This window comes from Hyphomicrobium sp. (assembly GCF_019744875.1).
Classification (GTDB): domain Bacteria; phylum Pseudomonadota; class Alphaproteobacteria; order Rhizobiales; family Hyphomicrobiaceae; genus Hyphomicrobium_C.
Genome location: NZ_JAIETU010000003.1, coordinates 262556 through 288112 on the forward strand (window position 1 = coordinate 262556; position 25557 = coordinate 288112).

Consider the following 25557-nt stretch of genomic DNA (forward strand, 5'->3'; position numbering starts at 1 on the left):
GCGAGAACAATGCCGGGGCCAGCGACGGCCTATTTGGTCGCGTCCGATCCATAGAGGCGTTGCAACAGCGCATCGAGCGACACCGCGCCAGGCCCCGCCACAGCCAGCCATCCGAACAGCGCCATGTAAGCCACCTCCTCGAAACCGAGCAGCGTTTCCAGCGAGTCGATTTGCCCAAGCTTCGCCGACACGATCGCCACGATCATGACGATCACGAGCGGCGTTGCGGCGAGGCGTGTGAACAGCCCGAGCAGCAGCAGCAGCCCGCCGAAAAACTCCACGCCCGAGACGAACGGCGTCATAAACTCAGGGAACGGAATACCCCAATCGGTGAAGTTCTGGATCATCTGCGGGAGGTTGTTGAGCTTGGCCCAGCCGGTCCACAGGAACACCCAGCCCACCACGATCCGCGCGAACAACGGGGGCAGCCAGGAAAACACCGACGACAGCCGTTCCGGCATGTCGATCGCCCAGTGAACGATTTTTTCCATGAAATCCTCGCGTTGAGAAAATCGGCCGACGCTGATGAAACGGGCCGGATGCAGCCGTCTCCATACGTACGGTTGGCCAACGCCTCGGTTTCATGGCGCCCGCAACATCCGCCGCGCAGGCCGTCGGACTGCAACCAAGCGCGCTCCCCGCGCGTTGCGTCCTAAGCACCGCGGGGCTGCAAAGGCCGACCGGATGCGCCGGGGCTAACGCGAGACAACGGAGATCCTGCATGTTCGGAGCGCTGCGCTTCCTCGTCATGTTGCAGAAGCTCTACCCCTTCTGGCGCAATCCGGCGGAGATCCGGGCCACCCAGGAGAAGCGGCTCCGCAGCCTGCTTGCGCACGCTGTCGAAAATTCTCCGTACTATCGCCGCCGCTTCGCCGGGCTCGACGTTGCGCGATGCGCCCTCTCCGATCTCCCGACACTCTCCAAGGCCGAGATGATGGAGCACTACGACGAGCTCGTCACCGATCCCCGGCTGCGCAAGACAGACCTCGCCGCCTTCGTCGATGACCCAGACAATCTCGGCCGCTATTACCTGGGCGACTACAGCGTCAGTCACACCTCGGGTAGCCAAGGCCAACCGGCGCTGATCGTGCAGGATCGCGAAGCGATCTATCTCGTCTTCGCGGCTCAGTTCGCCCGCGGCACGAAGCTCAAGCGCCGGTTCCTTCCCCATCTCGGCAGATTGATCAATCCGGCGCGCATGGCGGTGCTCACGGTCCAGCCCGGCTTCTACCCGAGCGCTTCGGCCTTCGCCTATCTGCCCGCGTTTCTCAAACCCGCGTTCAAGGTGCTGCATCTCACGGTGTCGGATCCGATGCCCACCAACATCCGCCAGCTCGAAGAATTCCGCCCCGATTACATCACCGGCTATGCAAGCTCTCTTGAAGCCTTCGGCCGCGAGCAGGCGGAAAACCGCATGAACCTGACAGAGCTCGGCTGCCTGAAGCAGATCACCAACGTCGCCGAACCGCTTTCAGACAAGAGCGCGGCATGGCTCGAGCAGGTGTTCGGCGCGCACGTCACGGACGAATACGCGATGGGCGAGTGCATGGCGCTCTCGTCGGGCTGCACGATGGGACGCGGCGCCCACATCAACTCAGACCTCGCCATTCTCGAAGTCGTCGATGAGAACGACCAGCCCGTGCCGCCCGGTACCGAAGGCAGCAAGGTGCTGCTCACCAACCTCTACAATCGCGTACAGCCGATCATCCGCTACGAAATTGACGACCGCGTCACCATGAGCGCGAAGCCCTGCGCCTGCGGAAGTTTCCTGCCGCATATCGAGCGGATCAGCGGGCGCAGCAAGGACAAGCTGTTCATCGAGACGGAAGATGGCCAGCGCCGCGAGCTGCCGTACTATCTCATCCTGACCGGCCTGCATCACGTGCTCGAAATGGCGGAGCATCAGATCGTGCAGACCGGCCCACGCCATTTCCTCATCCGCGCCGTGCCGGTTGCGGGCCAAAAGCTCGATGTCGAGCGCATCCGCAGCGTCGTCATGGAGCAGGTTGTCTCGGAGGACCTCGACCGCCTGATCGAGGTCGAGATCGCGGTCGTGCCCGAGCTGCCGCGCGGGCCATCAGGCAAGATCTCGCGCGCCTTGAACGAGTACGCCAAGAAAAAGGATGCGAGCCCGCCCGACATCGGGCCCGACGCAGGGCGTGAACGCGCTGCGCGCGCGCATGCGGCTTAGCGGGCTCCTATCCCTCGCCGACCCTCACCGATCCAAGTGTACGCCCCAGACGTAGCGACTGCGCGACGAGAGAGGTCACGCCTATGATCCGGATTGGAATTGCGACAGCGGCGATCGCGGCAGGCATCGTGCTCTCCGTGCTTTCCCCGACGGCACAAGCCGAGGTCCCCCCAGGGGGAACCGCGGTCGCGCTGCCCAGCCCCCTCCCTCCCCGCGAGGCGGGTGCACGCCACGGCCAGGCCCTCGGTGTCGCCCTGATTTGCTACGGCCTGCGCACCACGCCCGCCGTCGACCGCCTTCCAACCCAGTACCAGGGGGAGGCGAAGGCCCAGTTCGACGCCGAATCCGCGAAAATCCTGACGTCCTGGCGCGAAGCGAGCTCGTGCAAAAAGGCGGGCGGCCCTAACGCCTGCCGCCTGGTGTACGAATGGAGCTGCGCGGCCGCGCTTCGCGAAATCGGCCCAGAGGGCACGGCCCTGCCGGGCCTTGTCGAGAAAAAGACGCCGTAAACCGGGCCTCTCGCGGGTCCAGCCGCAACGCCTCAGTGTTGCCCGGGAACCATCGCAAATCTAATCAGCACGGCGAGGGTTTGTTTTGCTTCCGAGCGGTGATATCGCTGGCGTTTCTGGCAATTCGTTTGGGAGGCCCCCTGTGACCCGTCTTCGCTTCGCTGCCGTTTCGGCTGCTGCCCTCATGATGGCGGCGGTGACGGCACCTACCAAGGCGGATCCCGGTTCGTTTGCAGCGCTCGATGGCGCCTGGAGCGGCAACGGCAGCGTCCGCCTCGAAAACGGCAAGTCCGAGCGCCTGAAATGCAAGGGCTACTACAATGCCAAGGGCGGCGCGACGCTCGGCATGGCCATCAACTGCGGCAACGCCTCCTTCAAGATCAACATGCGCGCCAATCTGCGCTCGGCCGGCGGCGCCATCTCCGGCACCTGGGAAGAGCGCGAGTTCAACCAGGCCGGCGACGTCTCCGGAAAGCAGACCGCCAGCGGCTTCAACCTGAAGTTCTCCGGCGCAATCTCGGGCTCCATGAATGTTGAAATGAACGGCGGCAACCAGACGGTTTCGATTTTGACGGGCGGGCCCGGCTTCACGGGCGTGAAGCTCCAGTTTGCAAAGAGCGGTTGAACCCGCTCGTCTGAAATGAGAGCGGCTGAGGCCGTTTTGAAATTCTGTGCGATCGGCCGCGTGTTTGGCCTCAGGAGATCAGCATGACCCGACGTTCTCTTCCAACCGTTTTCGCCCTCGCGCTCGCCGTGGCCGCCTTCGCCGCCCCGCAGGCGGAAGCCGGCCGTTGGCGCGGTGGCCCCGAAGGCGACATCGCCGTCGCCGTCAGCAAGTTTGGCAACGGCACCGTGTCCGGCCCCGTTCGCTCGACCCGCCTGGGCTACGAGGTCCGCAAGCCGACCGGCACCTGGATCGCCTGCCGCGCAAGCTGCAGCGAAACCCTGCGCGTCGAAACCGTCGACTTCTTCGAGAACAACGGATCGCTCTCGGGCTACGGCACCGCGCAGAACGAATGCGGCATCTTCGGCTGCCTCGAGCTGCGCTACCCGCGCTGATGCGCTCAGGGCCGGTTAGGCGGACCAGCGAACCCTAGGTCAGAAACGGGTTCGTGCGCCGCTCGTTGCCGATCGTGCTGGTCGGCCCATGCCCGCAGATGAATGCGTAATCGTTCCCGAGCGTCAGAAGCTTGGTCTTGATCGCAGTGATCAGCGCGTCGTGATCCCCGTAGGGAAAGTCCGTGCGCCCGATCGAGCCGCGGAACAGCACGTCTCCCATCATGATCAGCTTGTTCTCGTGGTTGACGAGCACCACCGACCCCGGCGAGTGCCCGGGGCAATGCAGCACGTCGAACACATGGCCCGCGACCGTTACCGTCTCGCCCTCGTCCAGCCAGCGGTCGGGCGTGACGGGCCGCGCCGGAATGCCATACGACGCCCCCTGCTTCGCCAGGTTGTCGAGCAGGAAGCGGTCCGCGCCATGCGGCCCCTCGATCGGCACGCCCAGCGTCTCCTTGAGCTCGGCCGCGCCACCCGCGTGGTCGATGTGTCCGTGCGTGAGGACGATCTTCTCGACCTTGATGCCGACCTCTTCGATCGCCGCCTTGATCTGATCGAGATCTCCGCCCGGATCGACAACGGCGCCGACTTTCGTCGCATCGTCCCAGAGCAGCGTGCAATTCTGCTGGAACGGCGTCACCGGAATGATGGCGGCCCTCAGTCCATTGTTTTCAGGCGAAGTTTTTGTCATGTCCTAACGAAAGCCCTCACGATTTGCTCGTCCCTGAATAGTAGGTTTTCCAAGGCCCTGCCAGCCCGCGCTTGCTGACGTTCCCACTTCCAGCGTGTAGGGTCCCGCTCCGCAGGGTATTGGGGAAAACGACCGCGTGCCGCGCCCGCATCGGCTCCGGTTCAAGCCGCGAGCGCGCCGTGTCACGACGCCCGCAGTCGGCGCTCGCTTCGGGGAACATCGTTCATGCAATTGAGACAAATGCGATACGCGCGCATCGACGGCACCGAAGTGGTCGTCGAGGTCACCTCTGAAAAGGAGGCCCGCGCGGCGATCAAGGAGCTGAGGCACAAGAAGAAGGAGCTGGCCCTTCTGAAGCGCCGCCTGGCCAAGCAGGAGCAGACGGCCCGCCGGCTCGTCGAGCGCGCCGAAGCAGTGGACCAGCGCGAAGCCCGCCAGCGGGGCCTGTTCGCAACCCTGCGGCGCGTCTCACGCGTCTTCAAGAAACGTAAGGCCCTGCCCGATCCCGAAAGCTTCCGCCGCGATCTCGATCAAGCCGATGAAATCCTACACAATATCGACAGTTGCGTGATCCAGCTCGAAGGCCGGCTGCTGGGATGATCCGCCAGCAGAGTCGTTATTCGGCCACAGATGCCGCGAATACACCGCGCTTAGGAATAACCCACGGGGAGGGTGCGTTGTATCCAACAGTCGCGGAGAGGGGACCGTGATGGATGAAATCCAGTCGCGGATGATCGAGCTACTACCGCGCCTACGCCGTTTCGCGCTCGCGCTCACAGGAGACAAAGACAAGGCTGACGACCTTGTCCAGGACACGTGCGAGCGCGCGCTCTCACACCTCGATCAATGGCAACCCGGAACGAGTCTTGATAGTTGGATGTATCGCATCACTCAAAACATCTGGATTGACCACCACCGCAGCCGCAAGAGCCACGGGGAGCAACAGCAGATCGAGGAAGTGGCCGAGCTTCCAGGTGTCGACGGCCGCCACTTCACCGAAATGCGCCTCACCCTCGCCGCGGTGACGGAAAGCATTTCCCGTCTGCCCGCCGATCAGCAGGTTCTGGTGGCGATGGTCTGCGTGGAAGGCATTCCCTACAAGGAGGCAGCAGCTATTCTCGGCATTCCCATCGGCACGGTCATGAGCCGCTTGTCGCGCGCGCGCCAGACGCTCTACGCAGCGCTCACGGAGCTGCCGGCGCAAGAACCGGCTGCCGTTCGCGCATCGGTCCGGGAGCGCTGACATGATGGCGATTTCTGACGAGGACCTGATGCGATTTGCCGATGGCGAACTAGCACCTGCCGCAGCCTCCGCGATCGAGCAGCGCATGCTGCACGACGCAGAGCTGCGCCGCCGCCTCGACGTTTTCATCGTCACACGCGCGCCCCTCGCCGCCGTCTTCGACGAGGTGCTGACTGAGCCGGTACCTGATCGCCTGATCGCCGCCGTCCTGCGCGGCGCGCCCTCCAGCCGCGGCACGCCCATCGGCTTCATGAGCATGCCCAGGCAGATGAGCTGGACCGAGCGCCTGCGCGCAGGCCTGGATCGCGCCGCCGCCGCACTCTCGCCCGCGCAGTTCTCTCCGGCGTTCGCCGCCGGTCTTGCCGCCGCGGTTCTCTCGGCAGGCACGGTCGGCTGGCTCGCGGGCCGCGCTTCCGCGCCGCTCCCGATGATCACGGCGACCGCCAGCGGCCTCGTGGCCTCCGGCGCGCTCGCCAACGCCCTGGAAGCAACGCCCAGCGAAAGCGCCTATGCGGGCGACCGCGCCACCATCGTTCCAGTGCTGTCGTTTGCCACCGAAGCGGACGGCGTCTGCCGCGAGTATCGGATCCTGCGCACCGACGCCGGTCCGGACTACGCGGGGCTCGCCTGCCGCACGCCGCAAGGCGCCTGGAATGTTGCGCTCCATGTTGGCACGCCGAAAAATCCGCCCGCAAACCCGAATGCACCGCATCAGACAGCGGGCGGGCAAGCGATCGCCGAAATCGACGAACTGGTCGCGACGCTGATTTCCGGAAACGCGTTCGGCAACGAGGACGAAGCCGAGCGGATCAAGAATTCCTGGCGCGGCGCGCAGAAGCCGGCGACGGCAGCCGGCCAGTAAGGGCTGGCCGTTACCCAGAGGCGCCGGAAAAACAAGAGGCTCGCAGCCGCATTGACGCGCGCGCACGGCGGCGCATGGAGGCCCGGACCACTATGGACGGTGCCCCCTATGGCCCAGCGCCTGCGCGCATGAGCGTCGTCTTTGCGCCCCACGCATCGCTCGCTGCCTCGACCGGTCGCGGCAGCACGGGCACGGTATCGTCGGCCGCAACGGCAGTGCCGTCGCCGCACACGGTGGGCGCCATGGCAAGCCCCGCGCCGTACATCGGATCGCGCCCCGGCGGGCCGAGATCGCGCACCGACAGCTTCGGCAGCAGCTTCGCCTTCTGGCCCGTGAACGCAAGATCGCCCTGCGTCGCAAGAATGGCCGTCACGAAAGGCGCCGCAAACGACGTGCCGGTCCTGTAGCCCTGCTGGGCTTTCGGCAGCGCGGTTACGACATCCACGCCCGGCGCCGCAAGATCGATATGCGTGCCGCGATTGGCCTTCGTGTAGGTGTTGCCCTTGCGGTTGATGGCCGTCACCGCGATCACCTGCGGGTAGGCGGCCGGATAGCTCGGCGGCGCATTCGGACCCATGTTTCCGGCCGCAGCCACGAACACGATGCCCTTCTTGCTCATCCGCGCGATCGCCCGCGCGATCGCGGGATCCTGCGGACCCGAGAAGCTCATGTTGACGATGTTGACCTTGCTCTCCTCGAGCCAGGCGAGCGCGCCGAGCAGGCGCACGGTATCGGTGGAGGCGTTGCCCGTGATGTCGCTGCGGAACGCCGTCGCCAGGAAGTAGTGCGCACCAGGGGCCAGACCCGGCGTGCTGGTGTCCGGATTGCCGGCCAGGAGCGAGAGCACCGCCGTGCCGTGCCAGTCGTAAGGCGACGGCTTCTCATGATCGAGGAACGCGCGGCTCGTGGCCTTCAGCCCCGTAAAGGAGGGATGGCCGATGTCGAACGATGTATCGATGATGCCGATCTTGGCCGACTTCGTGCACGCGCCCGCAGCCCGGCTCCAGTTGATGAACTTCCGGCCGAAGCACACGGCGTCGGGACAGGGCTGCGCCGTCGCCGGCGTGATGGCGCGTTTGTCGGGCGCGCCCGGATCGGTTTCACCGAGCGAGCCGAGGAAGATGCTGTAGGCGAAGTTCTGCATGACCGAGGTCTGCAGCGCCTTGTGCAGCTCGCGCTCGGCTTCGTTGACGTCGTAGGTTGCCCCGCGCACGCGCTGCACCGCGCTCTTGCCACCCGTCGGCGCGGGATCCGAGACCTCGAAACCGCGATCTTGCAGCTTTTTGACGTCCGCCGGCGAAAGAGCCGGCACGACGAACTCACCCTGCCGCGCCTTGGCAAACATGTCGGTCGGCAATTCCGCGCCCTTGTCCTTGCCCGGATAGGTCACCGGAACGGGCGGGGGCAGCGATGGCAGCGGCGCTCTCGGAAGAGCGGCCTTGTTGGGGGCACGATCGGCGACCGGCGGAGGCGGCGGAGCGCCCTTGACCCACGGTGTCTTTCCGTCCGCCCACGTCTTCGCGGGCGGTGGCTGAGTTGGATTTGGCAGGGCGACGGGAGCAGGCGCATCCCGTTCGCGGTCGCGCCGCGCGCGGTCCTCGTCAAGCCGGCGCTGGTTGTCCTGGTCGCGCGCCAACTGATCGACTTGGCGTTTCCGGTCGGCGTCGAGATCTTTGGTGCGCTGTTCGAAATCTTTCACGTTCGGCGCATCGGCACGGTCGTCCTTCTGCGGGTTCTCCGCCCGGCGACGGGCGTCGTCCTGCTGCCGTTTCTGATCGCGCAGCGCCTGCTTGCGCTGTTCCTCCTCGGCGGCCCGCCGCGCCTGGTCCATGGCCTTCTGCGCGTCGCGCTCGGCCTCGCGCATGCGTTTTTCCTGCTCGCGTTGCGCCTCGCGCTGAGCCTGCTCCTGGGCGCGCATGGCTTCGCGCATCGCCGCTTCGCGCGCCTTATCCGCCTCGCGCATCATGCGTTCCTGCTCGCGGCGCATGTCGCGTTCCATTTCTTCCTGGCGCTTGCGCGCCTCGCGCTCGGCCGCCTTCTGCGCTTCTTCCGCAGCTTTCTGCATGGCGCGCTGATTGAGCTCCTGCTCGCGCCGCTGCCGCTCCATTTCGGCCTGTATTTCGCGTAGCTTGCGCTCGAAATCACTGCTCTGATTGTTTTTGTTCTTGTCGTGGGCAACGGCCTCAGGGCCCGACGCCGAGACCACCAAGCCCGCGAGGCACGCGGCCAACACAAGGCGCGCGCACGCAGCAAACCCGCGCCGCGGCATGCCCCGGAACGTCACGAACCGCGCGAACACGGCCCGCTGGAACACGGTACGATGATCCATGTCTTCAAGCCCCCGCCCACACACGGCCCCCTGGCGAAATGTGGTTCGACGCAACCAACAAGAGGCACAATCGACCTCGTTGTCTATGTCTCGAAAACATCACGCCTAGCTCTAAAAAGAGTCCGTCTTGCGGCTTGATCTCATTTTGCAGGAGAATTTTTGCCTGTGCTCAAAACGAGCCAATTCAATTTCTTCGCCGGGCGTCTCGAAAGCGCCGCAAAAAAAATTAAAGGCGCCTTTCGGTCCGAGCGATCGGATCGAAAGACGCCTTCGATGAGTGCGCGAGCGGATACGGCGCGGCGTTAGGCGGCGGCGATGCTCTCGTCGCCCGGATTGCGCAGCACGTAACCGCGGCCCCAGACCGTTTCGATGTAGTGATGACCGCCGGTCGCGACCTGCAGCTTCTTGCGGAGCTTGCAGATGAACACGTCGATGATCTTGAGCTCGGGCTCGTCCATGCCGCCGTAGAGATGATTGAGGAACATCTCCTTGGTGAGCGTCGTGCCCTTACGCAGCGAGAGCAGCTCGAGCATCTGGTACTCTTTACCGGTGAGGTGGACGCGCTGTCCGTTGACCTCGACCGTCTTGGTATCGAGGTTGACCCGGAGGTCGCCCGTCTCGATGACCGACTGTGCGTGCCCTTTCGAGCGACGCACGATGGCGTGAATGCGTGCGACGAGCTCATCCTTATGGAAGGGCTTCGTCATGTAGTCGTCGGCGCCGAAGCCCAGGCCACGCACCTTATCCTCGATCTGAGCAAGCCCAGAGAGAATGAGGATCGGCGTCTGAACCTTCGCCACTCGAAGCATCTTCAGGACTTCATACCCGCTCATGTCCGGCAGGTTGATGTCGAGAAGAATGATGTCGTAGTCATAAAGCTTGCCGAGATCGACGCCCTCTTCGCCGAGGTCCGTCGTATAGACGTTGAAACCCTCGGACTGAAGCATCAGCTCGATGCTTTGCGCAGTTGCGCTGTCGTCCTCGATCAGAAGGACCCGCATGCTAATTCCCTCTTCCTTGCCCCATCACAAGGCGCGCCGCCTGAAATCTTAATGGAAAGCTACAGCTACGCAGACAAACCTGTCCAAACCGTAACGACAAAAGTAACAATCACAGGTTAACAAATCCTAATTTCCGTTTCGAAACATACAAAACTCTGTGTTGGTCCAATTTCACCCACGCGGGACAAAATACTCCCCCTCGCGCCGAAGGCTCGGCGCGTCAAATATGGCGAAAATAGAGACTGATCCTTCCCCCTCGAAGGCCGCTCAGAACATTTCAGGACCGGCCTCGACGCTGCGAAGCGAGGGAGCCGGCACACCCGGACGCCGAACGACACGAATCAAGAGGTAACAGAATTCGCCCGCTAGCCCTAGGGCCCGAAAACAACTACAACGGTAGGGCGACGTAAAAAATGAGCTAATGAGCTTACGCCGTTGCTTTACCGCAACTTAATGGGATCGTGCCATGGTAAAGACAACCGGGGATCGGACCTCCGGTTCACCAGCGTACCCGCCAGAGTATTTGGCCGGGATGGAAGCACCTGAAGACCGCTCGGAAACGGCCGATTGGCACGGTTCTTGAGACTGAGACTTCAGGTGTTCTTGAGTAGGGGTAACGGACGATGAAGGCACGCGAGACAGCTTTGAAGCTGAAGCGCTTCGAAATGGACGAGAGGGCCCGCAAGGTTGGCGATCTCGAACAGATGATCAGGGAATTCGAAACGATCGCCGGCGACTTGGATCGCCAGATCCAGGCCGAAGAAGACCGCACCGGGATTAAAGACCCGAAGCATTTCTCTTATTCGACTTTCGCCAAATCGGCCGCCCTTCGCCGCGACAACTTGCGCGCGTCGATTGCCGGACTTCGCGGCAAGCTTGAAGCGGCCCAGTCGGATTTCGACACGGCCAAGCAGCAGCTCGCCCGCTTCACCACCGACCAGCCGCGCGAGCTGAGCCGCCCGCGCCGCCGCCACGAGCGTACCGGCGGACTTTCGCTCCGCTAGCCGGAACGAAATCCCCCAGCCGCTTCCAAGTCGCGGAACGCAACAGGGTCGGCACGCAGGAGGGCTTGAGGGAGCCCCCCTGCGTGCCGACTTGCGTTCGCCGTTTTCCCATGCCACTCCGCAAGGCGTAAGGCGCGCCGCACCCCCGCGCGCGCCGGCCCGGATCGGAAACCGGCCACCGGACCGCCATCGATCGGTTGTCGCAAGACCCGCCGGGATGTCCGTCCGAAATGTCGTCCGTCCGAAACGTCCGAGTGCGCCACACCAAACCATGCGTTGCAGGCAAGCAAACACGGTCGCGATTATCGGTCTGCTGACGGCGGCTCTCTCGGGCTGCTCCGGCAGCGGCCTGACGCCGCCCGTCATTGGCGAACCAGCGCCCGCACCCGCCACGGCCGAGGTGAGCGATCCCTCCGCCCCGTCCGCGTTGCAGAAGCTTCTCTTACCGAAGGATGTCGTGGTCGGTACGCCGACCGAGGTCTACACCCGCATCGCGCGCGGCGTCCTGACCTGCTGGTTCGGGGCTGAAGGTCCCCTGAAAGCGCAATACATCTATCACGCGGCGGCCGAACCGGCCTCACGCGGGGGAAATTCGGAAATCAAGATCATGACGCGCGACATGGCCGCGGATGATCCCCGCGCCCTCCGCGCCTATCGGGTCGCCATCTCGCCGTCGCAGGACAAAACCCGTGTCGAGATCGAAAACGTCCGCCTTCCCGAAGTCCTGGCGAACCGGCTCAAACTCGACGTCGAACGCTGGGCCGCGGCCGAAGACGGCGGATGCGGCGAAACACCGGTTACGGCCGGATGGGCCGCCGAACCGGCAGTTGCCGTTCAAGCCGCGAAAAACGACAAGAAGCACAAGAAAAAGCCGTGACGCCGGCGCGCAGAGGTCAATCTGCGGGCCAGGCGGCCTCGAGCGTCCGCGGAAACGGCGCTCAGCTTCTGTAGTCTTGGATCCGCGTGGCGCGAAGCCCGGGAAGGCCATGCTTGTCGATCGACCGCTGCCAGGACAGGAACTCGTCCACGGTCAGCTTGTACCGTTCGCAGGCTTCTTCGATGCTCAACAGCCCGCCTCGCACAGCCGCGACGACCTCCGCCTTGCGGCGAATGACCCAACGCTTCGTATCCCGTGGCGGGAGATCTGCAACCGTCAGCGGGCTCCCATCGGGGCCGATGACATAGCGCACGCGCGCTCTCATGTGATGTTCGGTCATGATACTCGATACTAACTATTGACCAGCCACGACCTTAGCTTAATTCTATTAAACATAAGCTAAGCCATTGAGTAAACGTATCATAAAACTGGGTGCAGCGTCACGCGACGGCCCCCGTTATGGTTGACGCGTGCGCCCCCTCGCCGCCGGGAGGCCGTGTTTCCTGAGCAACGGCGGCTTGCACAGTCAGCAAACTGGCCATTACTATGCCCGGATGACGGCGTATCGCAGCGCTTCGCACTGCGGTAAACCTTGCTGCGGCTGCATAGAATAGACCGCACAGGGCAGCATTCGGCTGCACGAGAAAAACGGAACAACCACGTGTCTACACGCCCCCTCGAATCCCCAATCGGAGACGGCAAGCGCAAGCGCGTTGTCGTGGCCATGTCGGGCGGCGTGGATTCGTCCGTGGTCGCCGGCATCCTCGCGCGCTCCGGCCACGAAGTAATCGGCATTACGTTGCAGTTGTACGATCACGGCGAAGCGGTCGGCCGCAAGGGATCGTGCTGCGCCGGCCAGGACGTCGAGGATGCGCGACGCGTCGCCCAGGCGCTCTCCATCCCCCACTACGTGCTCGACTACGAGAAGCGCTTTTCCGACGCGGTGATGCAGTCGTTCGCCGAGAGCTATGTCGCCGGCGAGACGCCCATCCCGTGCGTCACCTGCAATCAGAAGATCAAGTTTCAGGACCTGCTCGCCACCGCACGCGATCTCGGCGCCGACTTGCTCGCCACCGGCCACTACGTGCAGCGCGGCCAGGGCCGTGACGGCGCGACGCTTCTGCGCGGCGCGGATGCAGCGCGCGACCAGAGTTACTTCCTGTTCGCCACGACGCGCGAGCAGCTCGAGAGCCTGTGGTTCCCGCTCGGCGGCATGCCGAAGAGCGATGTCCGCGCCCTGGCCCACGACCTTGGTCTGCTCGTTGCCGAGAAGTCGGACAGCCAGGACATCTGCTTCGTGCCCAAGGGCCGCTACAGCGACGTCATCGAGCGCTTGAAGCCCGGCGCGTTGCAGCCCGGCGACATCGTCCACGTCGACGGCCGCCGCCTCGGCCGCCACGACGGCATCATCAATTACACCATCGGCCAGCGGCGCGGCCTCAAGATCGCCTCCGCCGATCCGCTCTTCGTGCTGCGCCTCGACGCCAAGCGCAACGAGGTGGTGGTGGGACCACGTGCCTTCTTGCACACGCGCACGCTTGTTCTTAGAAACGTCAACTGGCTTGGCGACGGCTCGCTCGAAGAGGCTGTCGGCGGATCGGGAGCAGAGGTTTTCGCACGCATCAGGTCCTCGCAGGCGCCGCAGCCTGCCACGGTTTCGTTGGATCAGGACGGGATCGTGCGCGTCACGTTGCGGTACGGAGAGCAGGGTGCGGCCGCAGGTCAGGCCTGCGTTCTTTATGCCGATGACTCACAGGAAGCCCGCGTGCTGGGCGGCGGATGGATTGCAGAGGCCGTGAAGGCCGATACAATGGATGCTCTGGAATCGCCCGCATGACAGCGGTCGGACAAAAAATTTTCCGAAGCCGTGACCGGAACTCTTCGGCCCATGGGAACAAGCTTCGGTTGGAGATGAACGCGTGCAGAATATGAAGCCCCAAATGAAGCCTCGCTTGCGTGTCGAAGACCTTGAGCGTTCCAATGGCCGCATCGTCGGCATCGGCCGCATCGAAGAGGACGTCGTCCGGACGGCTTACCGCCGCTGGGCGCCGATCTACGATCACACGTTCGGCCGCGTTTCGACCGAGGGCCGCAAGCACGCGGCCGAGGTGATCAACTCCAGCACTGATCGCGGCCGCGTTCTCGAAGTGGGCGTCGGCACCGGCCTCGCCCTCGGCGACTACGGACGCCACCTCGAAATCATCGGCATCGACCTCTCGCCCGACATGCTCGACAAGGCGCGCGAGCGCGTCGCCAACGAAGGCCTGGATCACGTCACCGGCCTGCACGAGATGGACGCCGGCGACCTCAAGTTTCCCGACAATTCATTCGACATCGTCACCGCCATGTTCGTCATGACCGTGGTGCCCGAGCCGGAGCGCGTCATGCGCGAACTCGCCCGCGTCACCAAGCCCGGCGGCGAAGTGCTGCTCGTCAATCACTTCAGCCAGACCGAAGGCGTGCGCGGCTGGGTCGAGCGCCGCATGGCTCCGTTCGCTGAAATCATCGGCTGGCGTCCGGTCTTCGACCAGTCGCGCGTCATGGTCTGCGACGACCTCACCCTGGCCGAGCGCCGCGCGCTTCGTCCGTGGGGAATTTTCACGATGATGCGCTTCCGCAAGGTGGAGCAGGGACAGCAGCCCATCGCTGCCGAGTAAGCCGGATTATCAGGACCCGCGGCCGATTTACGGCAAGGCTGCACACCGCAGCGCTTGACGGCGGCCTCGGGGATTCCTATAGACACCGTTCGTGGCGGGATAGCTCAGTTGGTTAGAGCGGCGGAATCATAATCCGTAGGTCCCCAGTTCAAGTCTGGGTCTCGCTACCACTTTTCTTTAGGCTCGCCTCTTCAGCCTCACCGCGCTCCGGCAACGACGCCAGCGGCGAGCATCAGAAAGAAGACAGCCCCCCAAGTCTGCCCCCGGACCAGCAGCGTGTTCACCCAGCCGTCGAGCTCGGCGTGACGCTTCTCCAGGCTGGCGATCCGGTCGAGCGCCGTCTCTTCCATCGTCTTCAGAACCTCAGCACGCCGCACGGCAGCGCTCAGCAGCTCCCAGTCGAACCGCGTCCGGCTTCCGACCGCATCGACGTCGGCCCGCAATCCCTGAAGCTGCTTTTCGATGGCATCAAAACGTTCGTTCGCCGCCTTCTCGCGCGGCAGCGCGGCGCGCATCAGCTCGAACCCATCTTCGATGGTGCGCAGGCGGATGCTGATCTCGTCGGCATCGGCCATCGCCGTGCCCCAGCCGGCCACATGAACGGGTGCCGCCATCTTCTGGTCGCGCACGCTCTGAACGCTGATTTCAGAACGGCTCGCTGCGCCGAGAGCGACCACGCTGGCCGAGCGATCTTCGCTCGTGTTGGCAGGGTCGCGGGCGTCCGATGGGCTGGTAAGCATGGGCAAAACTCCAGGAGCAACACTGACGACACGCAGAACGTGGCCGAGAATTCTTCAGCTCGCAGAGTCTGGCGATTCTAGTTAATGCAAGTTTAAATGTCCCGCCGTCCCCAGCCAGTTCATTAAATCCGACGGCAAACCATCTGCGCAAGCAGATTCTTCATACCGAGGTAGAGCGATGAAGAATGGGGGATTTCCGGAAGGACGAGGATGCCAGGTGGACCGGGAATGCCCAGAAAGCTGGGATGCCGGGAAACGGTGTCCCAGCATCGATCAGCTCACGAAAGCATAAAAATAGCGCGGGCGAGGGCTTCCGGCCGCCCCGCACACCCAGTGGTTGGGCGTCCGGCAACGCCTAGAGCGTCACGGACTTCACGCCCGCCGCATCGAGCGCCCTCAGCCGCCGCGTGAGCACCACCACATAATAGAGCATGTAGAGATACTGGAACGTCTCGACCACCTCGCTCGGGCGCGTGAAGATCTGCTCCCCCACCACCGACTTGCCGAGATCGTCGACCACCTTGAAGCTGAGCGCGATCAGCGCGGCCGGCGCAATCGCCAGCGGCGGCGTCAACAGCGCGAGCAGCGGACTGCGGAAGTACCCGGTCCAGGTCTGGATGAACGGCACCAGCAGCCCGCCGACAAACATCGCGTTGTCGAAAAGCAGCTTCGGCCGCTGATTGAACCAGGGCGATGTGTTGTGCAGGTTCGTTTCCTGCTGCCGGTTGATTTCGGACCAGTAGGCCGGAGTGTTCCAGTTGAAGAAGTGCTGCCCCCAACTGTGCTCCTCGCCCGCGATGTAGAAAGCAGCGAGCGCGAAGAAAACGATCGCGATCCAGAGCAGCGTGCTTCCCTTCACGACACCGAACCGCAAGGCGCGCGCCGAAAGAATAGCCGCCCCCAGCGCAAGGAAGAACTGCGTCAGCTCGAGAAAGCCGAACCCCTCGGGCAGGACATGCGCCACGTAGAATTCGCGGGTGAAGGTGTGCGTGACGAGAACACCCGCCAGGATCGCGAGAGGAAGATAGGCCGACCACCACAGGTCCGCGCTACGCGGCGCCCACTGCGCGGCGGGAATGACATCCAGCGGCGGAGGCGGCGTGGACAATCTCGTGGTGCCTTTCGGCGAGGTCGCGCTCATCTTTCACTCCCAGGCCATACGAGGCCGAACGGTACGCTCCCGCAATGTTCGGCGAGCAATGACAAATTTATGTCGCCCGAACAAGCCGCCACGGGGTCATGTGGCGGCGTTTTGGGCAGACCGCGCCGCGTCCGCAACACCGAAGCGAATCAAACAGTTGCGCAATCGCGCACGCAGCGTCCCCGCGCTCACCATGACAAATTCGTAAGTTGAGCACAGCACGCGTCATCCCCTATTGAAACTCGCCGCCGCCGCTTCCACGCGGCACACCACAACCCTTTGCAATGGCGTCCAAAAGCGTGACGGCCACCCGTAGGTATCGGCCCGCACGAAAGAGCAGCGTGAAGAAGGCTCGGAGCAGACCGCCGCCGTATGAGTGGCGGCGTGGAGAGAGGACAACGATGGCAGCGCTCATTGAAACCGTGGGACTGCAGAAAACCTTCGGCCGAATTCGAGCTGTGGATGGAATTTCGCTCAGCGTCGAAAAAGGCGAGGTGCTCGGTTTTCTCGGCCCCAACGGCGCCGGCAAATCCACGACCATGAAAATGATCACCGGCTTCCTCGAGCCGGATGCGGGCACCGCCAGAATTTGCGGCTTCGACGTGCTCACCAACCCGAAGGCCGCGAAATCGCGCCTCGGCTACGTCCCCGAAGGCGCACCCGCCTACGCCGACATGACGCCTGCGAGCTTCCTGTCCTTCATCGCCGAGATCCGCGGTTACGACGGCAACGACGGCCGCACGCGCGTCACGGCGGCCGTGGCCAAGGCCGGTCTCGGCGGCGTGCTCGACCAGCGCATCGAGACGCTTTCGAAGGGCTTCAAGCGCCGCGTCGGCATCGCCCAGGCCATCCTGCACGATCCCCAGGTTCTCATCATGGACGAGCCGACCGACGGCCTCGATCCCAACCAGAAGCACCACATCCGCGAGCTGATCCGCGAAATGGCCGCCCACAAGGCGATCATCGTCTCCACCCACATCCTGGAAGAAGTGGAAGCCGTCTGCACCCGCGCCGTCGTGATCGACAAGGGCCGCATCGTGGCCGACGGCACGGCGGAGGATCTTCTGCGCCGCGCGCCCAACCATGGCGCCGTCGCCGTGCGTGTCGCCCGCGACAAGGCCGAAGCGCTGATGAAGGCGATGTCTGCTCTTTCCAGCGTCATCCGCGTTGAAACGGCCGACGGAGCCGACGGCACGGTGCACCTGCGCGCGCTCCCGAAGGGCACCGCTGCACCCCTCGAACAGGTCGCCGAGCTCGTGCGCCGCGAACAGATCTCAGTCACCGAGATCTACGTCGAACGCGGCAAGCTCGACGACGTGTTTCGCGACATCACCACCTCAGTCCAAGCTTGAGCGGGCGCAGACCATGCGAGACTTCCTGAAGACTTCCGCGATCATTGCCCGGCGCGAGTTCGCCGCCTACTTCTCGACGCCGCTGGCCGCCGTGTTCATCACGATCTTCGTGGCCGCCACGGGCGCGTTCGCATTCTTCATCGGCGGCTTCTTCGAGCGCGGCCAGGCGAACCTCGAAAGCTTCTTCATCTATCACCCCTGGCTCTATCTGTTTCTCGTGCCGGCCGTCGCCATGCGGCTCTGGGCCGAAGAGCGCAAGACCGGCACCATCGAGCTGCTCATGACGCTGCCGATCTCGCCCGCAGAAGCCATTGTCGGCAAGTTCGCCGCCGCCTGGGCGTTCGTCGGCGTAGCGCTCATGCTCACCTTCCCGATGTGGATCACGGTCAACGTACTCGGCAGCCCGGACAACGGCGTGATCCTGGCCAGCTACCTCGGCAGCTTCCTGGTGGCGGGCGCGTTCCTGGCCGTCGGCGCCTTCATTTCCGCCCTGACGAAGAACCAGGTGATCGCCTTCATCCTCTCGGCGACCGCCTGCTTCCTGCTGGTCACGAGCGGCATGGACATCGTCCAGAACACGTTCCGCGTGTGGACGCCCCGCATCGTCTCGGATGCGATTTCCAGCATGAGCGTGCTCTCCCACTACGACGAGATCACGCGCGGCGTCGTCAGCCTCGGCTCCATCGTGTTCTTCGTCTCGCTCATCGCGTTCGCCCTGTTCGCGAACGCCATCGCCGTCACCCAGAAGAAATCCGCCTGAGGCCCGCTCATGACATCGCCTCTCATCGACACTGTCCGCAACGGCGTCACGAGCGCCTTCTCCGCGCTCGTCGCGTTCGCCTCACGGCTCAGCCCCGCGCGTCTCGCCTGGGGCGGGCTCGCGCTCGGAGCCGTGATCCTGCTCTCGGTCAACCTGATCTCGTCCGAACTGTTCGGCGGCTGGAAGGCTGACCTCACGCAAGACCGCCTGTTCACGATCTCGCCCGGCTCCGCGACCGTCCTTAGCGCGATCGAAGAGCCCATCAAGGTGCAGCTCTATTTCTCCTCGAAGCTCGGCGAGCGCGCGCCCTCCCTCGCCAGCTACTCAAACCGCATCCGCACGATGCTCGAGGAATTCCAGCGCCTGTCGCGCGGCAAGCTTCAGCTCGAGGTGATCGATCCGCTTCCCTTCACCGACGTCGAGGATCAGGCCGTCGCCGCCGGACTTCAGGGCCAGCGCCTCAATGCCGAAGGCGAGACCGGCTACTTCGGCCTCGTCGCCACCAACGCGACCGACGACCAGCAGGTCATCCCGAGCCTCACGCCGGATCGCGAGAGCTTCGTCGAATACGACATCACCAAGCTGATCCACACGCTGTCCAACTCGAAGAAGGCCCGCGTCGGCCTCATCACGTCGCTGCCCCTCGAAGGCGGCGAGAACCCGATGACCAAGCAGCCCACGCCGCCGTGGGTCATCATGAGCCAGATCCGCGAGTTCTTCGACGTCGAGACGCTCGACCAGGGCGTGACCGAAATCCCCTCCCGCATCGATGTGCTGCTGGTCGCCAAGCCGACGCAGCTCACGGCCCAGGCGGCCTACGCCATCGACCAATACGCACTCAAGGGCGGCAAGCTGCTCGTGCTCGTCGATCCGATGGCCGAAGCCGCCCAGCTCGAACTGCTGCAGAAAAAGGGCGAAGGCAACGAGCAGGTCGCAGCGCTTCTGAAGTCGTGGGGCGTGGACTTCGACGCCAAGAAGGTGGCAGCCGACCTCCGCCACGCCCGCCGCGTGCAGTTCGGACGTGGCGAAGAGGGCTCGGTGACGCAGTATGTCGTCTGGCTCGGCCTCGAAAAATCGAACGTCGATCCGGGCGATGTCCTGTCGAGCGGCATCGACATCCTCAATGTTGCATCGGCCGGCATTCTGACACCCATCGCGGGCGCGACGACGCGCGTCACGCCGCTGCTGACGACCTCTCCCGACGCCATGGAGGTCAAGACGGAGCAAGTCGGCATGAGCGCCGACCCGGTGGCGCTGCTGCGCAACTATAAGCCCGGCGGCAAGCCGCTCGATCTCGCCGTACGCATTTCGGGAGACGCCAAGAGCGCCTTCCCGGCCGGTGCGCCGAAGGCTTCCGACAAACCTGATGACAAGAAGCCCGAGGACAAGAACGACGCTCCCGCGGCAGACGCCACCAAGAAGACCGACGACGCAAAGCCCGCAGCTTCCGCCACCCCCGGCCCCAATCATGTCGCAACGGGCCACATCAACGCGATCGTCGTTGCCGACACCGACTTCCTCAACGACCGCTTCTGGGTGGAAAACCGCGACATGCTGGGCCAGCAGTTCGTCGTCCCCTCGGCCAGCAACGGCGCCTTCGTCGTCGGCGCGCTGGAAAACCTGACCGGCAGCGACGCCATGCTGGCCCTGCGCGGCCGTGGCATCAAGGATCGCACCTTCACCCTCGTCGAAAACCTCCGTCGCGACGCGGAGCGCCAGTACCGCGAGAAGGAGGAGGCGTTGACCGCCAAGCTCAAGTCGGCCGAAGCCGAGCTGCAGAAGCACCAGACCGCCGCCGCCACGAACGGCGTCATCGCCTCCGAGCAGGAGAACGCGGTCATCGAGGGCTTCAAGGCGCAGGTGATCGAAACACGCCGCGAGCTTCGCCAGGTCAAGCTGGCGCTCGGCCAGAGCATCAACAGCCTCGACGGATGGCTCAAGTTCGCCAACATCGCCCTCGTCCCGCTCCTTATCGCGGCCGGCGGCATCGGCTGGAGTGTCTGGCGCGCGCGGCGCGCCGGACCGAAGGCGTGACGAGACAGGTTGGGAGCTGACACCATGACACCGAAGCACTTCGCATCCCTCGCCGCCGCGGCAGCCCTCTCCCTGATCGTCGCGATCGCCGTCCATGCTGCGCGTCAGCCATCGGCCCCCGGCGCCTCCGGTACCACTCCGCTGTTCCCCAGCCTTGCCGCCGGCAAGGTGGCGCGCGTCTCCGTCACGCAAGGCGGCACGACGCTGACCCTCGAAAAATCCGGCGACGAAAAGTCCGGTGAGCGGTGGGTCATGAAGAGCCAGGACGGCTATCCCGCCAGCACCGACAAGGTGCGCGCGCTCATCGCCGCGCTGTCGAACGCGCGCCTGCTGGAGGCGAAGACCGCGCTCCCCGCGCGCTATTCGGCCCTCGCAGTCGACGACCCGGCCGGCAAGCTTTCGAGCGCCCGCCTCGTCCGCCTGGAAGATGCGACCGGCGCGCCTCTCGCCGAGGTCATCGCCGGTAAATCGAAAGCCGCGAGCCACGCCGCAGGCTCAGGATCTGGCGCCGGCTCCGAGACGTACGTCCGCCGCCCCGGCGAGGATCAGAGCTGGCTCGCCAGCAGCGACATCGCGGGCGACGCCAATCTCAAAAGCTGGGCCGAGCCGCGCATTTTCGAAACCAAGACGGAAACGATCGGCTCCCTCACCGTCGAGCTTCCGGGCCAGCCCGCATACGTCATCAAGCGGAGCGAGGACGGCGCGCACACGCTGGCGGACATCCCCGCCGGCAAGCGCATCAAGTACGTGAACATGATCGACAACATCATCGAGGCGGCCTCGTTCCTCGATCTGGAAAAGGTGCGCAAGGCGCCCGCCACTCCGGGCGGCACCGACGCGGGCACCGTGAGCTTCACGACCGACGCCGGCCTCAAGATCACCCTCAAGGTCCGCAGCGACAAGGACAACACCTGGGTCACGATCGACGCCAAGGGCGACGGCGAGGCGAAACAGGCCGCAGCCGACATTGCCGCGCGCGCCGCAGGCTGGGAGTTCGTCATCCTGCCTTCGAAGTCCGACACGATGCTCAAAGCCCGCGACGACCTGCTGGAAGACCAAGCTTCGTAGCGCTCGATCAGCACCGGCCAGCAGCGATACGTTACGCATCGCGCGTTCCGCCCGCGCTCGCGTCACGTCTGGGCGGTTTCCGGTCTGATGGAATCGGCAAGAGGACCTAGGTGACTGGATCCTGGCCTCCACCAGGATGACGCGTTGGGAATGAGCCGTCCGTAGCGACCAATCAATCCGTCACCCTGACAAAGGTCAGGGTCCAGTCACGCTTCAAGCTATGCTCATTGAGCGAACGAGCACGAAGCCGTGCGATCGGAAAATGCTCTACGTTGTCCGCTCAGCAGGCGCGCGCCCGGACGCTTCGAACCTCTCCCACTCGGGATGCCCGAAGCGTTCAACGAGAAAGTCGATGAACACGCGCGTCTTCGCGGCGAGAAACCGGTTCGGCGCGTAGAGCGCATGAATGGTGACATCCTGCGGCGGGTAGTCGGGCAGCACCACGGCCAGCTTGCCGTCTGCGATATCGCACCCCACCAGAAAGCTCGGCAGCCGCGCGATGCCGATGCCCTTGAGCGCCGCCTCGCGCAGCGCGTCGCCGTTGTTGGAGCTGAGGCAGGCCGCGATCGGCACTGACATCGGCACGCCGTTGTCGGTGATCTGCCAGCGCGGCACGGTCGTCGAGTGTCCGTAGTGAAGGCAGCGGTGGCTGACGAGATCGGTCGGCTGTTCCGGCGCACCGAACGCAGCGACATACTTGGGCGCAGCCACCAGCACCACGCGCACGGTCGAAATCTTCCGGGCGATCAGGCTGGAATCGACCATCGCCCCGATGCGAACGGTCACGTCGACGCCTTCCTCCAGCGGATCGACCAGCCGGTCCGTCAGCGTCAGCTCGACCTTGAGGTCGACATACCGCGCCATGAAATCCGCAATCGCCGAACCGAGGTAGAGCGTGCCGAACGACATCGGACCGTTCACCTTCAGCACGCCGCGCGGTTCTTCGTGCAGCCGCGAGATCTGTGCTTCCGTCTCGTCCACCTGCGCGAGAATGGCGAGGCAGCGCTCGTAGTAGGCGAGCCCGGCTTCCGTCGGCACCACGCGCCGTGTGGTGCGATCGAGCAACCGTGCACCCAGCGCCTGCTCGAGTTGCGTGATCGCCTTGCTGATGGCGGAGCGCGTCACGCCAAGCCGTCGCGCCGCCTCGGCAAAGCTGCCGGTCGCCACGACCTTGACGAGCACGTTCATCGCGTCGAGCTTGTCCATCTGGGCGATCTCGAGCTGGGCTGGACGATGATCGGCGCCCCTCACATGGTGGGGCGCACGTTCAAATCAGAGATTTGAAGTTGTTATAGAGCGTCCGCGCGACGGCCGTATAGCCCGTGAGGTTCCGCTCCACATCCGCCGCCACGCGATCGACGGCGCCCGCGCCGAGCGCCACTTCGAGCGCGCGCGCATATTCCGGGATCGCCGCCCAGTCCGCCACCGTCCCGCCCGTCACCTCGACGTGGCTTTGCAGCCCATAGGCGCGGTCTCCGAAGCGGAACGCCTGGATCTCGCACGCGTCGGAGCGCGCAAGAACCTCAGCGCCCTCCGGCAATGCGGTGACTTCGGCCCCATGCCATTGCAGCACGTTGATGGGATCGGGAACGCCCGCAAACAGCGGATCGCGGCGGCCCGCCTCGGTCTTCATGATCTGGAGCGCGCCGACTTCCGGCGTCTTGCCGAGCGCAACATGCCCGCCGACAGCCTCCGCCAGCAACTGGTGCCCGAGGCAGATACCGAGAAACGGGCGGTTCATCTCGACCACGAAGCGGCGAATGGCGGCTTTCTCCGGCTTGAGCCAGGGATACTGCTCCTCCTGCCACACGTCCTGCGGACCGCCCATCACCATCATTGCATCGAACGGCGCGAGGTCGGGAATGGTCTCGCCCTCATCGATCTCGACCGTCTCCCAGGTGATCCCGTCCGCCTTGAGGAAGTCCCGGAACACACCCGGATGCTCAACCGAAAGATGCTGCAGAACGATCAGTTTCATGCGCGGGCTCCGCAATGCCATGGCCTAGGTCACCTTACGGCATACGCTGCCCGCAACCACCCGCACAAGTGAAAGATATTTCCCGAGAGTATCATCCACCCGAGATGGCCGTCAGCACGTGCACGCGGTCACCATCCTTCAGGGCGGTGTCGATCCGGGCGCGCTGGCCATCGACCACGACATTGATATGCCGGCGGATTCGCGGCGTGGCATCGCACAGGCGGTCGCGCATGCCGGGCCACCGCTGATCGAGCGCGGCTATGGCCTCACCCACGGTCGCCGCCGAAAGCTCGACCTCGCGCGAGGCATCGGGAAACAGAGACAGCAGCGCCCGCGGCAGCACGAGACAGACGCTCGGGAGACGAGGCGCCGCCGCCTCTAGGTTGTCATCTCCACCCGGCCTGCCGTCGTGTGCCATCAATCGATCACCAGCGTCTCGACCGACGAGATCGCGGGCAGATGCTCCGCCAGGCACGACCAGCTCTCGCCCTCGTCCGCGCTGGCGAACAACGCCCCGCCGCCGGTGCCGAAATAGACGCCCGCAGGCTCCAGCCGATCCGTGCTGAGCGCCTGGCGCAGCACGCCGAAGTAGGCGTTCTGTTGCGGCAGCCCGTCACGCAAGGCGGACCACGTGGCACCCGCGTCGCGTGTGCGCCAGACGGCCGCCTTCGCGTCCGGCATGTAGCGTCCATTGATGTCGCCGTTGAGCGGCAGCAGGAACAGCGTATCGGGATCGCGCGGATGCGCCGCCGCCGGGAAGCCGAACGTCGACGGCAGCCCATCTTCGATGCTGGTCCACACGCGCCCGCCGTCGTCGCTGCGGTACATGCCGCAATGGTTCTGCTGATAGAGCCGGTCCGATCCTCCCGGCGCCATCACGAGGCTGTGCACGCACTGCCCGACTTCCGGATACCTCTGGTCTTCCGGCATGTAGTCGGCCCGCGTGCCGCGATTGCGCGGCTCCCACGTCGCCCCGCCATCGGCGGAATGGAACACACCTGCCGAGGATATTCCGACCCAGAGCTGCGCCGCGTCGTCCCCCCGCGTCACGATGTGATGCAGGATCAGGCCGCCGCCACCTGGCTGCCACTGCGTCCGCGAAGGATGCGCGCGCAGTCCCGCGACGTGCCTCCACGTTTCGCCGCCGTCGCAGCTTTTGAAGAGACCCGCGGGCTCCACGCCCGCATAGAGCCCGTCGGGGCCGACCGCGAGACTCCACGCATTCGCCACCGGCTCCTCGCCCTCCTCGTAGGCGAGCCCCGCACTCGAATGCGTCCATGTCTCGCCGAGGTCGGTCGTTTTCCACACCGCCGGACCGAACCACGCATTGCCGCCCGCCGCATAGATCGTTCGCTCGGCCGGATCGGCAATCATGTGCTGGATGGGCCACGTTTCGCAGAACGGACCTTTGATGGTCCAGCTTCGGCGCCCGTCGTTGCTCTCGACAAGGAAAGCGCCCTTCTTCGTTCCGACGAGGAGGAGGACCTTGCTCATGGGATCAGGCCTTTGCTGACATTGCCGGGGCGCGTTCGGTCGCGGCCTTCAGGCTCGCGAGACCGGCCTCGAAATCCTGGCCGCACATGCGATCCACGTCGATAAAGAGATGCAGCACCTTTGCGAGAAGCGGCACCCGGCCGGCGATGGCCCAGGTGACGATCGTGTTTTCGCCATCCGGAACAAGCGTGAACGTCACGCGGTGGCTGGCCGTCATGGGCTTCACCATGTTGAGCCCAAAGTCGACCTGCGACGGCCGCGTCGCGCTCAGGATCTCGAGCCAGCCCTCGCCGATCTGGCTATTGCCCTTCCAGTCGTAACGCTGGCCGGGCCCCTCGGAAGGCCCGCTGAAGGTCCGCGTCATGTTTGGGTCCTTCTTTTCGAAAGGCGACCAGGTCGTGAACGCCCTGAGGTCGTTGATCAGCGGAAAAATCGCCTCGGGGGGCGCCGCGATCGCAACACGGCGCGAGGCCTGGAACTGGTCCGGCCGGGTGGAAGCGTAAGCGACCAAAAGCGCCACCGCCACGAGAAGGCCGATTGCAATATATCCAATCGTATCGAGCATGT

The 25557-nt window shown here is 64.6% G+C and carries 27 protein-coding genes and 1 tRNA gene; 16 read left to right on the forward strand and 12 right to left on the reverse strand.

The genetic code is table 11. From position 1 onward, the window contains the following. Positions 1–29: 29 nt before the first annotated feature. Positions 30–491: a DoxX family protein gene (locus tag K2Y42_RS08075; protein ID WP_291150824.1), complete on the reverse strand. Its 462-nt coding sequence runs from the start codon at positions 489–491 to the stop codon at positions 30–32. Positions 492–721: 230 nt separating this feature from the next. Here K2Y42_RS08075 and K2Y42_RS08080 point away from each other — a divergent pair, with 230 nt between their 5' ends. The 4 genes from K2Y42_RS08080 to K2Y42_RS08095 all read left to right on the forward strand — a co-directional run bounded on the left by K2Y42_RS08080 (position 722) and on the right by K2Y42_RS08095 (position 3759). Further along, positions 722–2191, forward strand: coding sequence for a phenylacetate--CoA ligase family protein (locus K2Y42_RS08080; protein WP_291150826.1), 1470 nt, complete (start codon positions 722–724; stop codon positions 2189–2191). An 83-nt stretch (positions 2192–2274) separates the two neighbouring features. Then, positions 2275–2700, forward strand: a complete 426-nt coding sequence (locus K2Y42_RS08085) for a hypothetical protein (RefSeq protein ID WP_291150829.1) — start codon at positions 2275–2277, stop codon at positions 2698–2700. 142 nt (positions 2701–2842) lie between these two features. Further along, the gene (locus tag K2Y42_RS08090) at positions 2843–3325 is read left to right on the forward strand and encodes a hypothetical protein (protein WP_291150831.1); all 483 of its coding nucleotides are present in this window, start codon (positions 2843–2845) and stop codon (positions 3323–3325) included. Positions 3326–3408: 83 nt separating this feature from the next. Next, positions 3409–3759, forward strand: coding sequence for a hypothetical protein (locus K2Y42_RS08095; RefSeq protein WP_291150833.1), 351 nt, complete (start codon positions 3409–3411; stop codon positions 3757–3759). A gap of 34 nt (positions 3760–3793) precedes the next feature. Here K2Y42_RS08095 and K2Y42_RS08100 read toward each other — a convergent pair whose 3' ends face one another. Continuing rightward, positions 3794–4450 carry an MBL fold metallo-hydrolase gene (locus K2Y42_RS08100; protein ID WP_291150835.1) on the reverse strand — a complete coding sequence of 219 codons (657 nt, stop codon included), beginning with the start codon at positions 4448–4450 and terminating at the stop codon, positions 3794–3796. 225 nt (positions 4451–4675) lie between these two features. Here K2Y42_RS08100 and K2Y42_RS08105 point away from each other — a divergent pair, with 225 nt between their 5' ends. The 3 genes from K2Y42_RS08105 (at position 4676) to K2Y42_RS08115 (ending at position 6555) form a co-directional block, all read left to right on the forward strand. Then, complete coding sequence (locus K2Y42_RS08105) at positions 4676–5050, forward strand: hypothetical protein (RefSeq protein ID WP_291150836.1); 375 nt, start codon at positions 4676–4678, stop codon at positions 5048–5050. Between the two features lie 109 nt (positions 5051–5159). After that, positions 5160–5693, forward strand: coding sequence for an RNA polymerase sigma factor (locus K2Y42_RS08110; protein ID WP_291151438.1), 534 nt, complete (start codon positions 5160–5162; stop codon positions 5691–5693). A gap of 1 nt (position 5694) precedes the next feature. Continuing rightward, positions 5695–6555, forward strand: a complete 861-nt coding sequence (locus K2Y42_RS08115) for a hypothetical protein (protein ID WP_291150837.1) — start codon at positions 5695–5697, stop codon at positions 6553–6555. Between the two features lie 106 nt (positions 6556–6661). Here K2Y42_RS08115 and K2Y42_RS08120 read toward each other — a convergent pair whose 3' ends face one another. Both K2Y42_RS08120 and ctrA read right to left on the reverse strand, forming a co-directional pair. Continuing rightward, the gene (locus tag K2Y42_RS08120) at positions 6662–8884 is read right to left on the reverse strand and encodes a S8 family serine peptidase (protein WP_291150838.1); all 2223 of its coding nucleotides are present in this window, start codon (positions 8882–8884) and stop codon (positions 6662–6664) included. A 302-nt stretch (positions 8885–9186) separates the two neighbouring features. Continuing rightward, positions 9187–9885: a response regulator transcription factor CtrA gene (gene ctrA / locus K2Y42_RS08125; RefSeq protein WP_291150839.1), complete on the reverse strand. Its 699-nt coding sequence runs from the start codon at positions 9883–9885 to the stop codon at positions 9187–9189. A 623-nt stretch (positions 9886–10508) separates the two neighbouring features. On the opposite strand from ctrA, the gene K2Y42_RS08130 reads away from it, so the two are divergent. Together K2Y42_RS08130 and K2Y42_RS08135 are read left to right on the forward strand one after the other, a co-directional pair. Next, positions 10509–10889 (forward strand): flagellar export protein FliJ, encoded by a 381-nt coding sequence (locus K2Y42_RS08130; RefSeq protein ID WP_291150841.1) that lies wholly within the window; start codon positions 10509–10511, stop codon positions 10887–10889. Positions 10890–11160: 271 nt separating this feature from the next. Next, the gene (locus K2Y42_RS08135; protein WP_291150843.1) at positions 11161–11766 is read left to right on the forward strand and encodes a hypothetical protein; all 606 of its coding nucleotides are present in this window, start codon (positions 11161–11163) and stop codon (positions 11764–11766) included. 61 nt (positions 11767–11827) lie between these two features. Here K2Y42_RS08135 and K2Y42_RS08140 read toward each other — a convergent pair whose 3' ends face one another. Beyond that, the gene (locus K2Y42_RS08140) at positions 11828–12106 is read right to left on the reverse strand and encodes a DUF1153 domain-containing protein (protein WP_291150845.1); all 279 of its coding nucleotides are present in this window, start codon (positions 12104–12106) and stop codon (positions 11828–11830) included. Positions 12107–12427: 321 nt separating this feature from the next. Between K2Y42_RS08140 and mnmA the strand changes: the two genes are divergently transcribed. From mnmA to K2Y42_RS08155, 3 genes are all read left to right on the forward strand, one after another. Then, on the forward strand, positions 12428–13603 hold the full coding sequence (mnmA, locus tag K2Y42_RS08145; protein ID WP_291150847.1) for a tRNA 2-thiouridine(34) synthase MnmA: 1176 nt from the start codon (positions 12428–12430) through the stop codon (positions 13601–13603). A 103-nt stretch (positions 13604–13706) separates the two neighbouring features. After that, positions 13707–14423, forward strand: coding sequence for a class I SAM-dependent methyltransferase (locus K2Y42_RS08150; protein ID WP_291150849.1), 717 nt, complete (start codon positions 13707–13709; stop codon positions 14421–14423). Between the two features lie 93 nt (positions 14424–14516). Further along, positions 14517–14593, forward strand: a tRNA-Met gene (locus K2Y42_RS08155). A 27-nt stretch (positions 14594–14620) separates the two neighbouring features. Here K2Y42_RS08155 and K2Y42_RS08160 read toward each other — a convergent pair. Further along, complete coding sequence (locus K2Y42_RS08160) at positions 14621–15163, reverse strand: hypothetical protein (RefSeq protein ID WP_291150851.1); 543 nt, start codon at positions 15161–15163, stop codon at positions 14621–14623. Between the two features lie 355 nt (positions 15164–15518). Further along, positions 15519–16304, reverse strand: coding sequence for a hypothetical protein (locus K2Y42_RS08165; protein WP_291150853.1), 786 nt, complete (start codon positions 16302–16304; stop codon positions 15519–15521). Between the two features lie 401 nt (positions 16305–16705). Here K2Y42_RS08165 and K2Y42_RS08170 point away from each other — a divergent pair, with 401 nt between their 5' ends. From K2Y42_RS08170 to K2Y42_RS08185, 4 genes are read left to right on the forward strand one after another with little or no spacing between them, the layout of a single operon-like run. After that, on the forward strand, positions 16706–17656 hold the full coding sequence (locus K2Y42_RS08170) for an ABC transporter ATP-binding protein (protein ID WP_291150856.1): 951 nt from the start codon (positions 16706–16708) through the stop codon (positions 17654–17656). A gap of 13 nt (positions 17657–17669) precedes the next feature. Beyond that, positions 17670–18416: an ABC transporter permease gene (locus K2Y42_RS08175; protein ID WP_291150859.1), complete on the forward strand. Its 747-nt coding sequence runs from the start codon at positions 17670–17672 to the stop codon at positions 18414–18416. A gap of 9 nt (positions 18417–18425) precedes the next feature. Then, on the forward strand, positions 18426–20450 hold the full coding sequence (locus K2Y42_RS08180) for a Gldg family protein (protein WP_291150862.1): 2025 nt from the start codon (positions 18426–18428) through the stop codon (positions 20448–20450). Between the two features lie 24 nt (positions 20451–20474). Continuing rightward, positions 20475–21518, forward strand: coding sequence for a DUF4340 domain-containing protein (locus K2Y42_RS08185; RefSeq protein WP_291150863.1), 1044 nt, complete (start codon positions 20475–20477; stop codon positions 21516–21518). A gap of 267 nt (positions 21519–21785) precedes the next feature. Here K2Y42_RS08185 and K2Y42_RS08190 read toward each other — a convergent pair whose 3' ends face one another. The 5 genes from K2Y42_RS08190 to K2Y42_RS08210 all read right to left on the reverse strand — a co-directional run bounded on the left by K2Y42_RS08190 (position 21786) and on the right by K2Y42_RS08210 (position 25555). Beyond that, positions 21786–22724 carry a LysR family transcriptional regulator gene (locus K2Y42_RS08190; protein ID WP_291150866.1) on the reverse strand — a complete coding sequence of 313 codons (939 nt, stop codon included), beginning with the start codon at positions 22722–22724 and terminating at the stop codon, positions 21786–21788. A 61-nt stretch (positions 22725–22785) separates the two neighbouring features. Further along, positions 22786–23496, reverse strand: coding sequence for a type 1 glutamine amidotransferase (locus tag K2Y42_RS08195; RefSeq protein ID WP_291150869.1), 711 nt, complete (start codon positions 23494–23496; stop codon positions 22786–22788). Between the two features lie 91 nt (positions 23497–23587). After that, positions 23588–23914 (reverse strand): MoaD/ThiS family protein, encoded by a 327-nt coding sequence (locus K2Y42_RS08200; protein ID WP_291150872.1) that lies wholly within the window; start codon positions 23912–23914, stop codon positions 23588–23590. Next, positions 23914–24990: a sialidase family protein gene (locus tag K2Y42_RS08205; protein ID WP_291150875.1), complete on the reverse strand. Its 1077-nt coding sequence runs from the start codon at positions 24988–24990 to the stop codon at positions 23914–23916. Before K2Y42_RS08205 ends, K2Y42_RS08200 begins: the two co-directional genes overlap by 1 nt. A 4-nt stretch (positions 24991–24994) precedes the next feature. Further along, positions 24995–25555, reverse strand: a complete 561-nt coding sequence (locus K2Y42_RS08210) for an SRPBCC family protein (protein WP_291150878.1) — start codon at positions 25553–25555, stop codon at positions 24995–24997. Positions 25556–25557 lie beyond the last annotated feature (2 nt).

What these genes read in the sequence shown, in the direction of transcription:
- K2Y42_RS08160 (WP_291150851.1), bottom strand. Translation starts at nt 15,163, where the DNA reads ATGCTTACCAGCCCATCGGACGCCCGCGACCCTGCCAACACGAGCGAA.
- K2Y42_RS08210 (WP_291150878.1), bottom strand. Translation starts at nt 25,555, where the DNA reads ATGCTCGATACGATTGGATATATTGCAATCGGCCTTCTCGTGGCGGTG.
- K2Y42_RS08170 (WP_291150856.1), top strand. Translation starts at nt 16,706, where the DNA reads ATGGCAGCGCTCATTGAAACCGTGGGACTGCAGAAAACCTTCGGCCGA.
- K2Y42_RS08105 (WP_291150836.1), top strand. Translation starts at nt 4,676, where the DNA reads ATGCAATTGAGACAAATGCGATACGCGCGCATCGACGGCACCGAAGTG.
- K2Y42_RS08205 (WP_291150875.1), bottom strand. Translation starts at nt 24,990, where the DNA reads ATGAGCAAGGTCCTCCTCCTCGTCGGAACGAAGAAGGGCGCTTTCCTT.
- K2Y42_RS08195 (WP_291150869.1), bottom strand. Translation starts at nt 23,496, where the DNA reads ATGAAACTGATCGTTCTGCAGCATCTTTCGGTTGAGCATCCGGGTGTG.
- K2Y42_RS08175 (WP_291150859.1), top strand. Translation starts at nt 17,670, where the DNA reads ATGCGAGACTTCCTGAAGACTTCCGCGATCATTGCCCGGCGCGAGTTC.
- K2Y42_RS08080 (WP_291150826.1), top strand. Translation starts at nt 722, where the DNA reads ATGTTCGGAGCGCTGCGCTTCCTCGTCATGTTGCAGAAGCTCTACCCC.
- K2Y42_RS08075 (WP_291150824.1), bottom strand. Translation starts at nt 491, where the DNA reads ATGGAAAAAATCGTTCACTGGGCGATCGACATGCCGGAACGGCTGTCG.
- K2Y42_RS08100 (WP_291150835.1), bottom strand. Translation starts at nt 4,450, where the DNA reads ATGACAAAAACTTCGCCTGAAAACAATGGACTGAGGGCCGCCATCATT.
- K2Y42_RS08185 (WP_291150863.1), top strand. Translation starts at nt 20,475, where the DNA reads ATGACACCGAAGCACTTCGCATCCCTCGCCGCCGCGGCAGCCCTCTCC.
- K2Y42_RS08140 (WP_291150845.1), bottom strand. Translation starts at nt 12,106, where the DNA reads ATGACCGAACATCACATGAGAGCGCGCGTGCGCTATGTCATCGGCCCC.
- ctrA (WP_291150839.1), bottom strand. Translation starts at nt 9,885, where the DNA reads ATGCGGGTCCTTCTGATCGAGGACGACAGCGCAACTGCGCAAAGCATC.
- K2Y42_RS08115 (WP_291150837.1), top strand. Translation starts at nt 5,695, where the DNA reads ATGATGGCGATTTCTGACGAGGACCTGATGCGATTTGCCGATGGCGAA.
- K2Y42_RS08135 (WP_291150843.1), top strand. Translation starts at nt 11,161, where the DNA reads ATGCGTTGCAGGCAAGCAAACACGGTCGCGATTATCGGTCTGCTGACG.
- K2Y42_RS08085 (WP_291150829.1), top strand. Translation starts at nt 2,275, where the DNA reads ATGATCCGGATTGGAATTGCGACAGCGGCGATCGCGGCAGGCATCGTG.
- K2Y42_RS08095 (WP_291150833.1), top strand. Translation starts at nt 3,409, where the DNA reads ATGACCCGACGTTCTCTTCCAACCGTTTTCGCCCTCGCGCTCGCCGTG.
- K2Y42_RS08150 (WP_291150849.1), top strand. Translation starts at nt 13,707, where the DNA reads ATGAAGCCTCGCTTGCGTGTCGAAGACCTTGAGCGTTCCAATGGCCGC.
- K2Y42_RS08120 (WP_291150838.1), bottom strand. Translation starts at nt 8,884, where the DNA reads ATGGATCATCGTACCGTGTTCCAGCGGGCCGTGTTCGCGCGGTTCGTG.
- K2Y42_RS08200 (WP_291150872.1), bottom strand. Translation starts at nt 23,914, where the DNA reads ATGGCACACGACGGCAGGCCGGGTGGAGATGACAACCTAGAGGCGGCG.
- K2Y42_RS08110 (WP_291151438.1), top strand. Translation starts at nt 5,160, where the DNA reads ATGGATGAAATCCAGTCGCGGATGATCGAGCTACTACCGCGCCTACGC.
- K2Y42_RS08180 (WP_291150862.1), top strand. Translation starts at nt 18,426, where the DNA reads ATGACATCGCCTCTCATCGACACTGTCCGCAACGGCGTCACGAGCGCC.
- K2Y42_RS08130 (WP_291150841.1), top strand. Translation starts at nt 10,509, where the DNA reads ATGAAGGCACGCGAGACAGCTTTGAAGCTGAAGCGCTTCGAAATGGAC.
- K2Y42_RS08190 (WP_291150866.1), bottom strand. Translation starts at nt 22,724, where the DNA reads ATGGACAAGCTCGACGCGATGAACGTGCTCGTCAAGGTCGTGGCGACC.
- K2Y42_RS08165 (WP_291150853.1), bottom strand. Translation starts at nt 16,304, where the DNA reads ATGAGCGCGACCTCGCCGAAAGGCACCACGAGATTGTCCACGCCGCCT.